General features: G+C 63.9%; 13 protein-coding genes. All 13 read left to right on the forward strand.

The genetic code is table 11. The annotated features are described in order from the left end of the window. Positions 1-64: 64 nt before the first annotated feature. The 13 genes from CT676_RS04005 (at position 65) to xth (ending at position 13,725) form a co-directional block, all read left to right on the forward strand. Positions 65-403, forward strand: a complete 339-nt coding sequence (locus CT676_RS04005; RefSeq protein ID WP_008142802.1) for a P-II family nitrogen regulator — start codon at positions 65-67, stop codon at positions 401-403. A 133-nt stretch (positions 404-536) separates the two neighbouring features. Next, entirely contained in the window at positions 537-1,838 is a 1,302-nt protein-coding gene (locus tag CT676_RS04010; protein WP_135213951.1) for an ammonium transporter, read from the forward strand. A 43-nt stretch (positions 1,839-1,881) separates the two neighbouring features. After that, positions 1,882-2,196, forward strand: a complete 315-nt coding sequence (locus CT676_RS04015) for a metalloregulator ArsR/SmtB family transcription factor (RefSeq protein ID WP_014490770.1) — start codon at positions 1,882-1,884, stop codon at positions 2,194-2,196. Positions 2,197-2,208: 12 nt separating this feature from the next. Next, positions 2,209-2,565 carry an SRPBCC domain-containing protein gene (locus CT676_RS04020; protein ID WP_135213952.1) on the forward strand — a complete coding sequence of 119 codons (357 nt, stop codon included), beginning with the start codon at positions 2,209-2,211 and terminating at the stop codon, positions 2,563-2,565. A 42-nt stretch (positions 2,566-2,607) separates the two neighbouring features. Further along, a complete protein-coding gene (locus CT676_RS04025; protein WP_135213953.1) occupies positions 2,608-3,210 on the forward strand; it encodes an ATP-dependent Clp protease proteolytic subunit in 603 nt (200 codons plus the stop codon). 392 nt (positions 3,211-3,602) lie between these two features. After that, positions 3,603-3,941: a P-II family nitrogen regulator gene (locus CT676_RS04030; RefSeq protein ID WP_008142813.1), complete on the forward strand. Its 339-nt coding sequence runs from the start codon at positions 3,603-3,605 to the stop codon at positions 3,939-3,941. 37 nt (positions 3,942-3,978) lie between these two features. Then, positions 3,979-5,427, forward strand: a complete 1,449-nt coding sequence (locus tag CT676_RS04035; protein ID WP_085403070.1) for an ammonium transporter — start codon at positions 3,979-3,981, stop codon at positions 5,425-5,427. A 217-nt stretch (positions 5,428-5,644) separates the two neighbouring features. Beyond that, positions 5,645-7,243, forward strand: coding sequence for a caspase family protein (locus tag CT676_RS04040; protein WP_135213954.1), 1,599 nt, complete (start codon positions 5,645-5,647; stop codon positions 7,241-7,243). 137 nt (positions 7,244-7,380) lie between these two features. Then, the gene (locus CT676_RS04045) at positions 7,381-7,785 is read left to right on the forward strand and encodes a GFA family protein (protein WP_135213955.1); all 405 of its coding nucleotides are present in this window, start codon (positions 7,381-7,383) and stop codon (positions 7,783-7,785) included. A 321-nt stretch (positions 7,786-8,106) separates the two neighbouring features. Further along, complete coding sequence (locus CT676_RS04050; RefSeq protein WP_167767936.1) at positions 8,107-9,321, forward strand: aminotransferase class I/II-fold pyridoxal phosphate-dependent enzyme; 1,215 nt, start codon at positions 8,107-8,109, stop codon at positions 9,319-9,321. Between the two features lie 9 nt (positions 9,322-9,330). Next, entirely contained in the window at positions 9,331-11,814 is a 2,484-nt protein-coding gene (locus tag CT676_RS04055) for a DNA translocase FtsK (protein WP_085403073.1), read from the forward strand. Positions 11,815-11,964: 150 nt separating this feature from the next. Further along, the gene (locus tag CT676_RS04060) at positions 11,965-12,708 is read left to right on the forward strand and encodes an outer membrane lipoprotein carrier protein LolA (RefSeq protein WP_028150187.1); all 744 of its coding nucleotides are present in this window, start codon (positions 11,965-11,967) and stop codon (positions 12,706-12,708) included. 201 nt (positions 12,709-12,909) lie between these two features. Next, the gene (gene xth / locus CT676_RS04065) at positions 12,910-13,725 is read left to right on the forward strand and encodes an exodeoxyribonuclease III (RefSeq protein WP_135213957.1); all 816 of its coding nucleotides are present in this window, start codon (positions 12,910-12,912) and stop codon (positions 13,723-13,725) included. The last annotated feature ends 11 nt before the right edge of the window (positions 13,726-13,736 follow it).

A 13,736-nucleotide genomic window follows, 5' to 3' on the forward strand; every position in this document is an offset into this window, starting at 1 on the left:
ATGCCAGATTGACGCTGCGCCGGGGACATACGGCGTGGCGCATCCCCGGGGAATAGGCCTGACCATGAAACTCGTCGTCGCGATCATCAAACCCTTCAAGCTCGATGAAGTCCGCCAGGCGCTGACCGCGATCGGCGTCCACGGCATGACCGTGACCGAGGTGAAAGGCTACGGCCGCCAGAAGGGCCATACCGAGATCTATCGTGGCGCGGAATATGTCGTGAACTTCCTGCCGAAGCTGCGGATCGAGATCGCGGTCGCCTCCGACGTCGCCGACAAGGCGGTCGCCGTGATCACCGCGACGGCGCGCACCGGGCAGATCGGCGACGGCAAGATCTTCGTCACGCCGATCGACCACGCGCTGCGCATCCGCACCGGCGAAACCGACAGCGACGCGCTTTAAAGCTTTTTGTTTTGACGCGTTTTCTTCACGCGAACCGGTATCCACTTCGCTCGAAAACGCTTTGATCCTTCTTCGATCGCACCGGGCAACGACGCCACAGCGTGCGACGCCAATTGATGCCGGGGGGAATGACATGGCGGGATTGTTGCGCCGCGCAGCTGCTATGGCTGCGCCGGCCGGATTTATGTCGATCATTGCCGCGCCTGCGCAGGCCGCGAATTCCGAGATCAACACCGCCGACACCGCCTGGATGATCGTCGCCACCGCGCTGGTGCTGATGATGACGATCCCCGGCTTGGCGCTGTTCTATTCCGGCATGGTGCGCAAGAAGAACGTGCTCGCCACCATGGCGCAGAGCCTCGCCGCGGTGACGATGATCTCGATCCTCTGGGTGGCGTTCGGCTATTCGCTCTGCTTCGTCGGCGACGGGCCGTGGATCGGAACGCTCGACCGCTGGTTCCTCGCGGGCATGACGATGGACAGCGTCAACCCGGCGGCGAAGACGATCCCGGAAGCGCTGTTCATGCTGTACCAGATGACCTTTGCCATCATCACCGTGGCGCTGGTCGCGGGCTCGGTCGCCGACCGGATGCGATTCTCCGCCTATCTGGTGTTCTCGGTCGCCTGGTTCATCTTCGTCTACATTCCGCTGGCGCATTGGGTGTGGGGCGGCGGCTTCCTCGCCAGCATGGGCGTGCTGGATTTCGCCGGCGGCCTCGTCGTGCATCTGTCGGCCGGCACCGCCGGCCTCGTCGCCGCCAAGGTGATGGGCCGCCGCCACGGCTACGGCACCGAAAATCTGTCGCCGTTCGATCTGTCGCTCGCGGTGATGGGCACCGGCCTGTTGTGGGTCGGCTGGTTCGGCTTCAACGGCGGCTCGGCGGGCGCAGCCAATTCGCGCGCGGTGCTGGCGATCATCGCGACGCATCTTGCGGCCTGCTCCGGCGCGCTGACCTGGGGCGCGATCGAATGGTCGACCCGGCGCAAGCCTTCGGTGCTCGGCATGATCTCCGGCGCGGTCGCCGGGCTCGGCACGATCACGCCGGCTTCGGGCTTCGTCGCGCCCTGGCATGGCATCGTCATCGGCATCGTCGCCGGCGCGGTCTGTTACTGGGCCTGCACCTGGCTCAAGCACCGCTTCAACTATGACGATTCCCTCGACGTGTTCGGCGTCCACGGCATCGGCGGCCTGACCGGCACGCTGCTGGCCGGCGTGTTCGCGACCAGCGCGATCGGCGGCACCGCCGGCCTGATCGAGGGCCATCCGCAGCAATTGCTGATCCAGCTCTACGGGGTCGCCGTCACCTTCGTCTGGGCGGCCGGCGTGAGTTTCGTCCTGCTCAAGCTGGTCTCCCTGTTCGTGCCCCTGCGCGTATCCCGTGAGCACGAGCTGGAGGGACTGGATATCTCGCAGCACGGAGAAGCGCTTCAGTAATCGGGGGCTTGCGCGACACATAAGTAAATGCTTATGTGTTGGCATGATCGAAGCCGACATCTTCAAGGCACTGGCCGACCCGACGCGCCGAAAAGTCTTTGAGAAGCTCGCCGGCGGAAGCCTGAATGCCAGCGCTTTGCGCGACGGTTTGGAGATCAGCCAGCCGGCGATGTCGCAGCATCTTTCGGTGCTGCGCGCGGCAGGCCTCGTGCGCGAACAGCGACAGGGCCGCTTCGTGAATTACGAAGTCGACCCGGACGGAATCGTGGCCATCGGCACATGGCTTGCGCGCTACCGTGCCTACTGGCCGAAGCGCATGGAAGCACTCGCCGATCTCCTCAAGGACATGGATCAATAAGGACTGGGATCAATGAGCGACGCCGCGAAGCCTGATCGTCCCGACGAAGCCCTGGTACTTGAATTTGATTTCGATGCGCCGCCAGCAAAGGTCTGGCGCGCCGTGACCATTCCGGCCTTGCGCGAGCGCTGGTTGCCGGATTGCGACCTTGCAGGCGCCGAGCCTGAATCAACGATCGCAGGCGAAGAGGTGCGCTACCGACTTCGCGATTCAGAGCCGCCGTTTCGCGAGAGCCACGTCATCTTCCGGATCGAGCCGAACGAGGACGGCGGCACACGCTTCCGCATCATCCAGCAAGCCTGCGAAGAGCAAACAAAGCTGCCGCAGCCGGCCAACAGCAATTGCTGCCTGATGCGCGCGGCGGCTTAAACACCAACAAGACTTCGTCACCTGCAAACATGGAGGTCGCCAATGCGCGACATGCTTCAGCTCGTCCCTATGGTCGTCGAACAATCCGCCCGCGGCGAGCGATCCTTCGACATCTATTCGCGACTCCTGCGCGAACGCATCATCTTCCTCAACGGCGAGGTCAATGATGCGATGTCCGGACTGGTGTGCGCGCAATTGTTGTTCCTGGAGGCGGAGAATCCGAACAGGCCTATCAATCTCTACATCAACTCCTATGGCGGCGTGGTCACCTCTGGTCTCGCCATGTACGACACCATGCAGTTCATCAAGGCGCCGGTTCATACGCTGTGCATGGGCACCGCGCGCTCGATGGCCTCGTTCCTGCTGATGGCCGGCGAGCCGGGTCACCGCGCCGCGCTGCCCAATGCGAGCCTTCACGTGCATCAGCCGCTCGGCGGCTTCCAGGGCCAGGCGTCCGACATCCTGATCCATGCCAACGAAATGCAGGAGACCAAGCGGCGCATCACCCGGCTCTACGCGCAGCATTGCGGGCGCACCGACGCGGAGGTGGAACGGACCCTGGACCGCGACCACTTCATGACCGCGCAGCAAGGGGTCGAATGGGGATTGATCGACCGGGTCTTTGCGGAGCGCGAGGCCGCCTGACGATTCAGGCCGGTTTCGCGCATCCAGTGAGCAGGCCGAGGGCCGGTTCGATATTTCGCAGGGCGGCGGGGTCCTTTGTCAGTCCCCTTCTGTAATTAAATACCTTCGTGCTGCCCGACACGTGAGCAGCAATTGTGTCGACAGCCTGTCGTGCCCGCTTTTTGATCAGGCGTGACCACGTTTTGAGCGCGACGTAATAGCGCACTGCACCGCAGCACGCGTCAAACGCGAAAACACCCGTTTTCATAGTCCGTTAGGCAACGCGCCCGATCTGGCACGGCATTTGATTCTAAGGGTGCTGGCTGTGCCCGCGTAGTGAACTTCTCCCTCGTGGCGAACCAGTCGAGAAACGCCCGGCCACGTCCGGACCGGGCCAAGCGGGGATAGGACCCATGAAAATTGTTATGGCGATTATCAAGCCATTCAAGCTGGAAGAAGTCCGTGACGCCCTGACCGCCATCGGCGTTCACGGTCTCACGGTGACGGAAGTCAAGGGATATGGCCGCCAGAAAGGCCATACGGAAATCTATCGCGGTGCTGAATACGCCGTGAGCTTCCTGCCCAAGATCAAGATCGAGGTCGCTGTCGCCTCCGACCAGGTCGACAAGACCATCGACGCCATCACGTCCGCCGCGAAAACCGGGCAGATCGGCGACGGCAAGATCTTCGTCATCAACCTCGACCATGCGGTTCGCATCCGCACCGGCGAGGCCGATGCCGCGGCCCTTTGATTTCGCGCTCAACCTTTACCAATCAGGAGTGAATAAAATGACGTTTAAGCGTCCCTATGGCGCGGGATTGGCGGCTCTCGCAGTCGGCATGTTCGCTGCGACCGCGGCCTATGCCGAGCCAACGGTCAACAAGGGAGACAACGCCTGGATGCTGACATCGACAGTGCTCGTGCTGTTGATGACGATCCCCGGCCTCGCGCTGTTCTACGGCGGCCTCGTCCGTTCCAAGAACATGCTCTCCGTGCTGATGCAGGTGTTCTACACCGTCTGCGTCGTCACCGTGATCTGGGCCGTGTACGGCTACAGCCTCACCTTCACCGGCGGCTCCGACTTCATCGGCGGCTTCTCCAAGGCCTTCATGATGGGCGTCACCACCGACTCGAAGGCCGCGACCTTCTCGGTCGACGCCAACATCTCGGAGCTCATCTATATGTGCTTCCAGATGACCTTCGCGGCGATCACGCCGGCCCTCATCGTCGGCGCCTTCGCCGAGCGCATGAAGTTCGCGGCAATCGCGCTCTTCATCCCGCTCTGGGTCACGCTGATCTACTTCCCGATCGCGCACATGGTCTGGTACTGGCCCGGCCCGGACATGATCCAGGACGCTGCCAAGGCACTCGCTGCTGCCACTGATGCGGCTGCGAAGACCGCGGCGCAGGCCAAGCTCGACGAGATCAACGCCGACGCCGGCTGGATCTTCAAGAAGGGCGCGATCGACTTCGCTGGCGGCACCGTGGTGCACATCAACGCCGGCATCGCAGGTCTCGTCGGCGCTCTGCTGATCGGCAAGCGCGTCGGCTACGGCAAGGAGCTGATGGCTCCGCATTCGCTGACCATGTCGATGATCGGCGCCTCGCTGCTCTGGGTCGGCTGGTTCGGCTTCAACGCCGGCTCCAACCTCGAGGCCAACGGCGGCGCAGCCCTCGCCATGACCAACTCCTTCGTCGCCACAGCGGCCGCCGCGCTGTCGTGGATGTTCGCGGAGTGGATCGTGAAGGGTCACCCGTCGGTGCTCGGCGTCATCTCCGGCGCTGTCGCGGGCCTCGTGGCCGTCACGCCTGCCGCCGGCTTCGCCGGCGTGATGGGTGCGATCGTCCTCGGCCTCGTGGTCGGCGTGGTCTGCCTGTTCTTCTGCACCGTCGTGAAGAACGCGCTCGGCTACGATGACAGCCTCGATGTGTTCGGCGTGCACTGCGTCGGCGGCATCGTCGGCGCCCTCGGCACCGGCATCCTCGTCAATCCGGCGCTGGGTGGTGCGGGCATCATCGACTACACCGCGATCCCGCCGAAGGTTGCCGATTACGACTTCGCGGCGCAGATGATCTCCCAGCTCTGGGGCGTCTGCACCACGCTGGTGTGGTCGGGCATCGGTTCGGCGATCCTCTACAAGGTCGTCGATGTGATCGTTGGCCTCCGCGCCAATGTCGAGACCGAGCGTGAAGGCCTCGATATCACCGAGCACACCGAGCGCGCCTACAACATGTAACTCTCCTCCCGGGCGCGGCCTCCGCGGGGGCCGTGCCCACAACTACGGTTTGGGGCACATACCCGGCAATGTCCCGACCGTTGAGGGGCTCCAGCGCAAGCTGGAGCCCCTTTCTTTTTGGCGCGCCGCATCGTCGCAGCGGCCACGCCTGCACCAAGCCCAAATTGCATTGTCCCGAAACTGGTGAATATCATGCTCCCGTCCGGAGCACGGTCTCATGAGCCTGTTGCGTTTCGTGGCTTTGTGTTTGCTGTCGCTTGCCCTGTCTGCCCTCGACGCCAAGGCCGACAAGCGCGTTGCGCTGGTGATTGGCAACGGCGCCTACCGGAACGTTCCCACGCTCGCCAATCCGACCAATGATGCGGCCGACATCGGCGCGGCGCTGAAGCGATCGGGATTCGAGCCCCTGGTCGCGACCGATCTTGATCAGGCCGCCATGCAGGACACCGTTCTTCGCTTTGCGCGCGAGGCCCGCGGCGCCGACGTCGCCCTGTTCTATTACAGCGGACACGCGCTGCAATTCGCAGGCGTCAACTATCTGGTGCCCGTCGATGCCGTCGTGCGCGACGAGGTTGATCTGCGGCGCCTGGTGCGCGCCGACGAGATCCTGGCGGATTTGCAGCAGGCCAAGAACCTGCGCATCCTTGTGCTCGACGCCTGCCGCGACAATCCCTTCGCGGACGAGCTCCGGCGAAACATCGGGCAGGGGCGCGGCGTAACCGTCAGCCGCGGGCTGGCCAAGATGGAGAGCCCGGAGGGCACCATCATCTCCTATGCGACCCAGGCCGGTCGCACGGCCGACGACGGCAACGGCCGCAACAGTCCCTATACCAGCTCGTTCCTGGAGCACATCAGCGACAGGGACAACATCAATACAGTGTTCCAGACCATCGGCGCCGGCGTCTACAAGCGCACCAAGGGATCACAGGTCCCGGAGCTGTCGTTGTCGTTCTTCGGCGAGTTTTACCTCAATGGCAAAGCCGAACCCGCGGCGCTGACACCATCTTCACCTCGGACTGACCCTTGCGCAGAGGCCGCCGACCATTGGCGCGGTGCGGACGCGCTCGGGACCATCACGGCCTTCAAGGATCATCTGCTTCGCTTCCCGTCCTGCGCCTTTGCAGACCTGGCGAAATACCGCATCGAGCTGCTGTCGAAATCCATCGACAGCGCAAAGCGCCCGACGACTTTCGACGGAACCTGGATCGCCAACGAAAGCTGCGAGAGCAAACCGCCTTTTCCGGAAGCCCATCGCCAATATGTCTTTCGCATCAAGGAAGGAGTGCTGCACACGGTGCTCGGGGACGAGGGCAAGCCCGGCTCTGTGAGTTATGACGGCAAGATCGAAGCGGACGGCAACAGCACTATCTCCGTCAACGGTATCATTGGCGACAAGGATCCGCTGAATCGCGCCGCGGGCTCGTCCTATCGATACAAGATCGTGCTCGAACTGAAGGCTTCCAAAGGGGCTGGGGTCCGCACGGAAACCTATTGGCCGTGTCGCTACGACTTTTCAAAGGTATCAGCGCCAAGCGGAGAATCCGAGCGGAGGCAGCCCGACCCGAAGCGCGCCGCAAAGCGCAATGACAATGCGGCTGCTGCGCCTTCCGATCGGCGCGACGGCGGACAGGCCGCGCCGGGCGGCAACGGGATGAGCTGCTCCACGATGCGCAGAAATTGCGCGGTGGCTTGCGTCAGTTTTGGCGGCCAGCCCAATTGTGGCTCAACCTTCTGCGTGCGGCAGGAAGCGGAATGCATGAGCAGCGGATGCTGGAGAAGTCGAGCTTTCAACGGCTGCGGCATCGCCAAGCGATAGGCGTAAGGCATTCTCCGCAGCCTTCCCATTGAGAACGCCATGTTCTTTTTGACCGTTGCGCAAAAGAAATAGATTGCCATTTCAGATTGCCGGCGCAGAAATATCGACCACAACGAAAAACAAATCGGGAGGTCGTCATGCGTTTGGAAGGCGGATGCTATTGCGGCGAAGTGCGCTACGTGGCCGAAGGCGATCCGATGATGCAGGCCCAGTGTCATTGCCGCGAGTGCCAGTACATCTCGGGCGGCGCGCCCAACACCTTCATCGCGATGCCGGCGGCCGGCTTCAGCTACATCACCGGGCAGCCCAAGCAATTCACGCGCAACGATCTCGAACGCGCCGTCACGCGCGAATTCTGCGCCGAATGCGGCACCCATCTGGTGACCAAGGTTCCGGGACTGCCAGCGGCGATCCTGAAGGTCGGCACCCTGGACGAGCCAAAGCAGTTCCATCCGCAGATGGCGATCTACACCTGCGACAAGCAGGAGTTCCATGCGATCCCTGCGGGGATGGCGACGTTCGAGAAATTGCCGGGGCACTAGGCGCGCCCATATCCGGAAACTCGTCATGCCCGGGCTTGCCCTGGGCATGAACGTTCCTGGGGCGTGGCAGGAAGGCCGTGGATGGCCGGGACAAGCCCGGCCATGACGAGACCCAGGCCCACCCCGCATCCATTGTACGCGGCCTCATTATTCCCGCTCTGAACGGGCCGGACCTCAAATCCAGGTCACGGAAATGACTCTTGATGGCGCGGAAAGCCGATGGTTAATCGCGTCTTAACCTCGCCCTATCTATGGTGAAGTGAACCGCTTCCCGCCGGCGCCTTGGTGCGACCGGCTGTTCCAAGAGTGCTGGCGTCCAGAATGGCTATAACCGCTTCATCCCGTGCGCCGCAGGACAGTGGAAGCTCCGATAGCGAACGCTCGCCCTTCGTCCGGCTGAACGAGCTGCTGGCACCCCATCAGCCGGGTAAACCCTTGATTACGCTTGCAGTCGGCGAGCCCCAGCATCCCGTGCCTGACTTCGTCGGCCCGGTGCTGGCCAAGCACATCGCCGATTTCGGCCGTTACCCCGCGAACAAGGGCACCGACCCGTTCCGGAACGCCGCCGGCGCCTGGCTGTCGTCGCGCTTCAAGCTGCCGCGGCCGCTCGACCCCGAGAACGAGATTCTCGTCCTCAATGGCAGCCGCGAGGGGCTGTTCCTCGCCGCGATCGCGGCCGCGCGCTATGTCGGCCCGCGCCCCGGCAAGCCCGCCATCCTGATGCCGAACCCGTTCTATCCGGTCTATGGCGCCGGCGCCCGAGCCGCGGCCTGCGAGCCGGTCTACCTGCCGACCACCGTGGAAAACGGCTTTCTGCCCGATCTCGATGCCATCGACGAAGCGACGCTGGCGCGCACGGTGGCGTTCTATCTGGCCTCGCCCGCCAATCCGCAGGGCTCGGTCGCCAAGCCCGACTATTTCAGGCGGTTGAAGCAGCTCGCCGACCGCTACGGCTTCGTGATCCTCAGCGACGAGTGCTATTCCGAGATCTACACCCGCGAGGCCCCGGGCAGCGCGCTCGAATGCGCCGGTCCTGATTTCACCCGCGTGGTTGCGTTCCAGTCGCTGTCGAAGCGCTCCAACCTGCCGGGCCTGCGCGTCGGTTTCGCCGCCGGCGACAAGCGATTCATCGGCATGTTCCTCGAGCTGCGCAACATCGCAGCGCCGCAGGTGCCGGTACCGCTCCAGCATGTCGCGACCGTTGCCTATGGCGACGAGGCGCATGTCGAGGAGAACCGCAGGCTCTACCGGATCAAGTTCGATCTCGCCGACCAGATCATCGGCGATCGTTACGGCTATCGCCGACCTGACGCAGGCTTCTGCGTCTGGCTCAACACGTCCGCGCTCGGCGACGACGTGTCGATCACACTCAAGCTCTTCAAGGAAGCAGGCGTACGCGTGGTGCCCGGCAGCTATCTGGCGCGGCTCCAGCCCGACGGCTTCAATCCGGGCGCAGGTTTCATTCGCCTTGCGCTGGTGCAGGATGGCGAGACCACGGCGCAGGCGCTGCACCGCCTGGTCGAGACTCTGGGTTAGGCGGGGCCCATGAGCATGTCGGCAATCGAACGTGTCATTCCACTAGTCGGCCATCTGCCACCGTCGATCCGCGAGGGGCTGGCGCGGCGTATGCGCGAGCTCACCGGTTTCGGCCTGATTGCATTGTCCGGCGTCGCCTCGGCCGCGCTGATGACCTGGTCGGTGCAGGATCCAAGCCTCAGCCACGCGACCTCACGGCCGATCCGCAACATTCTCGGCTATGCCGGCGCGATTGGCGCCGACCTTGCGATGCAGATCCTCGGGCTCGGCGCGATCATGCTGGTCCTGACGGTCGCGGTCTGGGGCTGGCGCATGATGACCCATCGCCCGTTCGACCGCGAGGCGCTGCGGCTCGGTTCCTGGATTCTCTGCACCGTGATCGCTGCGGGCTTTGCCAGCTGCTGGCCGCATGGCGGCGCCTGGCCGCTGCCGACCGGCCTCGGCGGCGTGGTCGGCGATGCGCTCGTACGCGCGCCCGCGGTGATTTTCGGACCGGCGGGCACGATCTATCGCATGGTGCTGGGCACGATCCTGTTCGCCGCGATGGGCGCGACCTTCCTGATCGCCTGCGGCCTCGGCGCGCGCGCGCATGACGACGAGTTCGCGGAGATCGAGGACGACGACAAGCCGCTCGACGAAGACGAGGAGAGCGATCGCGGCTCGGTGTCGCTGGGGTGGCTGTTCCACGCATTGATGAGCACGAAGGCGCGGCTGATCTGGCTGCTCGGCACCGCTTACCGCTCGCTGGTCTCGAGCGGACCGAAGACCAAAGCCGTTGCGTTCAGCCGCCAGGAGCCGAATCTCGGCGCCGGCCGCGCCGCGCCGTCGATCTCGCCGCAGTCCGAAGACGAAATTGACGAGGACGAGCACGAAGAAGAGGAAGACGAGGAGGAGGAGGAAGAGCAGGAGCCCGCCGCGCGCGCCCCGCGCAAGAAGGCTGCACCGAAGGCCGCTTCCAAGAAATCCTCCGACAAGTTCGAGCTTCCGTCCGTGTCCGTGCTGGCCGCGCCCAAGGCGGGCGATCGCCAGCCGCTCAGCAAGGCTGAGCTGGAAGCCAATTCGCGTTCGCTCGAAGGCGTGCTGCAGGATTTCGGCGTGCGCGGCGAGATCGTGAAAGCCAATCCGGGTCCCGTGGTCACACTGTACGAGCTCGAGCCGGCGCCCGGCATCAAGTCATCGCGCGTGATCGGTCTCGCCGACGATATCGCCCGTTCGATGAGCGCGCTGTCGGCACGCGTCGCCGTCGTACCCGGCCGTAACGCCATCGGCATCGAGCTACCGAATGCACATCGCGAAAAGGTCTATCTGCGCGAGCTGCTGGTCGCCAAGGAGACTGTCGATTCGGTTGCGAAGCTGCCGCTCTGCCTCGGCAAGACCATCGGCGGCGACCCCGTGATCATCGACCTCGCGCGCACGCCGCACATGCTGATCGCCGGCACCACCGGGTCCGGCAAGTCGGTCGCCATCAACACCATGATCCTCAGCCTGGTCTACCGGCTGCGCCCGGACCAGTGCCGCCTGATCATGGTCGATCCGAAGATGCTCGAACTCTCCGTCTATGACGGCATTCCCCATCTGCTGACGCCCGTCGTGACCGATCCGAAGAAGGCGGTGGTCGCGCTGAAATGGGCCGTGCGCGAGATGGAAGAGCGCTACAAGAACATGGCCAAGCTCGGTGTGCGCAACATCGACGGCTACAATACGCGCCTGCTCGAATTGAAGGCCAAGGGCGAGGAACCGACGCGCACGGTGCACACCGGCTTCGACAAGGAAACCGGCAAGGCGATCTACGAGGAAGAGAAGCTCTCGCTCGACCCGCTGCCCTACATCGTCATCATCGTCGACGAAATGGCCGACCTGATGATGGTCGCCGGCAAGGACATCGAAGGCGCGGTGCAGCGCCTCGCGCAGATGGCGCGCGCCGCCGGCCTGCATGTGATCCTCGCGACGCAGCGTCCGTCCGTGGACGTCATCACCGGCACCATCAAGGCGAACTTCCCGACCCGGATCGCCTTCCAGGTGACGTCCAAGATCGACAGCCGCACCATCCTGGGCGAGATGGGCGCCGAGCAGCTGCTCGGGCAGGGCGACATGCTCTACATGGCGGGCGGCGGCCGCATCAGCCGCGTGCACGGACCTTTCGCGTCGGACGAGGAAGTCGAGAAGGTGGTGCGTCACCTCAAGACGCAGGGCCAGCCCGAATACCTCGAGGCCGTCACGGCCGAAGAGCCGACCGAGGACGAGGACGGTGGCGCCGTGTTCGACGCCAGCGGCATGGGCGCGGATGGCGGCGGCGATCTCTTCCAACAGGCCGTGGCCATCGTCAAACGCGACCGCAAGGCCTCGACCAGCTATATCCAGCGCCGGCTCCAGATCGGCTATAACCGTGCCGCCTCCTTGATGGAGCGCATGGAACTGGAAGGCATCGTCGGACCCGCCAACCACGCCGGAAAGCGCGAGATTCTGGTCGAGGAAGAAGACAGCCACATGTGAGGCGAGCCGCCTCTGAACATAATTTCACGCAAAATCGATATCTGCAGTAGCGAAATCACGCTAAAAGGGCGCCCAGCCACACAGGACGACGCGTTGATCAGACATCCGGACATTCGATTCGCTGCCACCATCGCTGCGCGAAGCGCGCGCATGGCCGGCGTGCTTCTCGTCACCGCCGCGATGGTGACCGCGGCGTCGTTCGCGCAGACCGTGCCTGTGCCGAAGCCCGCGCCGAAGGGCCGCGATGGCGGAGGCCCCGCCGTCACCGGCGCGACCCAGACGCCGCCGAACCCGGTCATCCCGGATCCGCGCCGCAACGTGCCGACCAGCATCTTCCAGACCTTCGACGCCAACCAGAAGGCGCAGGCGGCCAAGGTCAGCGCCTATCTGTCCTCGCTGTCGACGCTGGTTGGAAATTTCGTCCAGGTCGGCCCCGACGGCAGCAAGACGCAGGGCGACTTCTACATCCAGAAGCCCGGCAAGGTGCGCTTCGAATATGACGCGCCAAGCCCGATCGACATCGTCGCCGACGGATCGTCGCTGGTGGTACGCGACCGCAAGCTCGCGACCCAGGATGTCTATCCGCTGTCGCAGACGCCGCTGCGCTTCCTGCTGTCCGATCGCATCGACCTGATGAAGGACACGAATGTCGTCAACGTCTCCGCCGACGACGTCTTCGTCAGCGTCACCATCGAGGAGAAGCAGGCGCTGGTCGGCACCAGCCGCCTGCTGCTGATGTTCGGCGCCAAGGACGGTCAGTTGAAGCAGTGGACCGTCACCGACCCGCAGGGCTACGACACCACGATCGCGGTCTACAATCTCGATGCGGGCAAGAAGCTCGATCCTGCCATGTTCAAGATCGATTTCACCAATTACGGCCCATCGCCGGGTTGAAAGCTCTACTGCCGTAGGGTGGGCAAAGGCGCATTAGCGCCGTGCCCACCATCTCTCCTTGCGGCAGGCATGGTGGGCACGCTTCGCTTTGCCCACCCTACGAGGGCTTGCTACGAACCTTGCACCCATCCCCTAAAAGACGTGGGCACGGCGCTTTGCGCCTTTGCCCGCCCTACGAGAGCTTGCTAAGACGCATCCCTCATGCGTCTTTCCCTGACAACCTGGAACATCAACTCGGTGCGGCTGCGCATCGACCTGGTCGCGAAGTTTCTCAAGAGCGCGCGGCCGGACGTGCTGTGCCTCCAGGAGACCAAGTGCATCGACGATGCCTTTCCGCTGAAGCGCTTCAAGCGGCTCGGCTATGAGCATGTCGCGCTGAACGGGCAGAAGGGTTATCACGGCGTCGCCATCGTCTCGAAGATTCCGTTCGAATCGAAAGACATCCGCACCTTCTGCGACAAGGTGGATTCGCGCCACATCTCGGTCTCGTTCGGCGAGAAGGCCAGCATCGCAAAGCCGCTGGTGCTGCATAATTTCTACGTGCCCGCCGGCGGCGACATTCCCGATCCCGCGCTGAACGAGAAATTCGACCACAAGCTTCGCTTCCTCGACGAGATGAAGGCCTGCGAGCCGCTGCATCCGCGCGGGCAGGATCGCCACATCCTGGTCGGCGACCTCAACGTCGCGCCGCACGAGAACGACGTCTGGTCGCACAAGCAGCTTCTGAAAGTGGTTTCGCATACACCTGTGGAGACCGAGAAGCTGCAAGCCGCGCTGGCAGCCGGTGAGTGGGTCGACGTCGCGCGCGAGCGTTTTCCGATGTCGGAGAAGGTCTATACGTGGTGGAGCTATCGCTCCGCCGACTGGACCGTCGGTGATCGCGGCCGCAGGCTCGACCACATCTGGGTCTCGCGCGCATTGAAGGACGCGGTCAGCGATTTCAAGATCCTGCGCGACGCGCGGAGCTGGGAGCGCCCGTCGGACCACGTGCCGGTGACGGTGACGCTGGAGCTTTGACGGCGCCGTCC

This window comes from Bradyrhizobium sp. MOS001 (genome assembly GCF_004634465.1).
In the GTDB taxonomy this organism is placed as follows: domain Bacteria; phylum Pseudomonadota; class Alphaproteobacteria; order Rhizobiales; family Xanthobacteraceae; genus Bradyrhizobium; species Bradyrhizobium barranii.

Bases quoted from the DNA above. Each gene is read 5' to 3' on its own strand.
- CT676_RS04005 (WP_008142802.1), top strand. From the start codon at position 65: ATGAAACTCGTCGTCGCGATCATCAAACCCTTCAAGCTCGATGAAGTC.
- CT676_RS04010 (WP_135213951.1), top strand. From the start codon at position 537: ATGGCGGGATTGTTGCGCCGCGCAGCTGCTATGGCTGCGCCGGCCGGA.
- CT676_RS04015 (WP_014490770.1), top strand. From the start codon at position 1,882: ATGATCGAAGCCGACATCTTCAAGGCACTGGCCGACCCGACGCGCCGA.
- CT676_RS04020 (WP_135213952.1), top strand. From the start codon at position 2,209: ATGAGCGACGCCGCGAAGCCTGATCGTCCCGACGAAGCCCTGGTACTT.
- CT676_RS04025 (WP_135213953.1), top strand. From the start codon at position 2,608: ATGCGCGACATGCTTCAGCTCGTCCCTATGGTCGTCGAACAATCCGCC.
- CT676_RS04030 (WP_008142813.1), top strand. From the start codon at position 3,603: ATGAAAATTGTTATGGCGATTATCAAGCCATTCAAGCTGGAAGAAGTC.
- CT676_RS04035 (WP_085403070.1), top strand. From the start codon at position 3,979: ATGACGTTTAAGCGTCCCTATGGCGCGGGATTGGCGGCTCTCGCAGTC.
- CT676_RS04040 (WP_135213954.1), top strand. From the start codon at position 5,645: ATGAGCCTGTTGCGTTTCGTGGCTTTGTGTTTGCTGTCGCTTGCCCTG.
- CT676_RS04045 (WP_135213955.1), top strand. From the start codon at position 7,381: ATGCGTTTGGAAGGCGGATGCTATTGCGGCGAAGTGCGCTACGTGGCC.
- CT676_RS04050 (WP_167767936.1), top strand. From the start codon at position 8,107: ATGGCTATAACCGCTTCATCCCGTGCGCCGCAGGACAGTGGAAGCTCC.
- CT676_RS04055 (WP_085403073.1), top strand. From the start codon at position 9,331: ATGAGCATGTCGGCAATCGAACGTGTCATTCCACTAGTCGGCCATCTG.
- CT676_RS04060 (WP_028150187.1), top strand. From the start codon at position 11,965: ATGGCCGGCGTGCTTCTCGTCACCGCCGCGATGGTGACCGCGGCGTCG.
- xth (WP_135213957.1), top strand. From the start codon at position 12,910: ATGCGTCTTTCCCTGACAACCTGGAACATCAACTCGGTGCGGCTGCGC.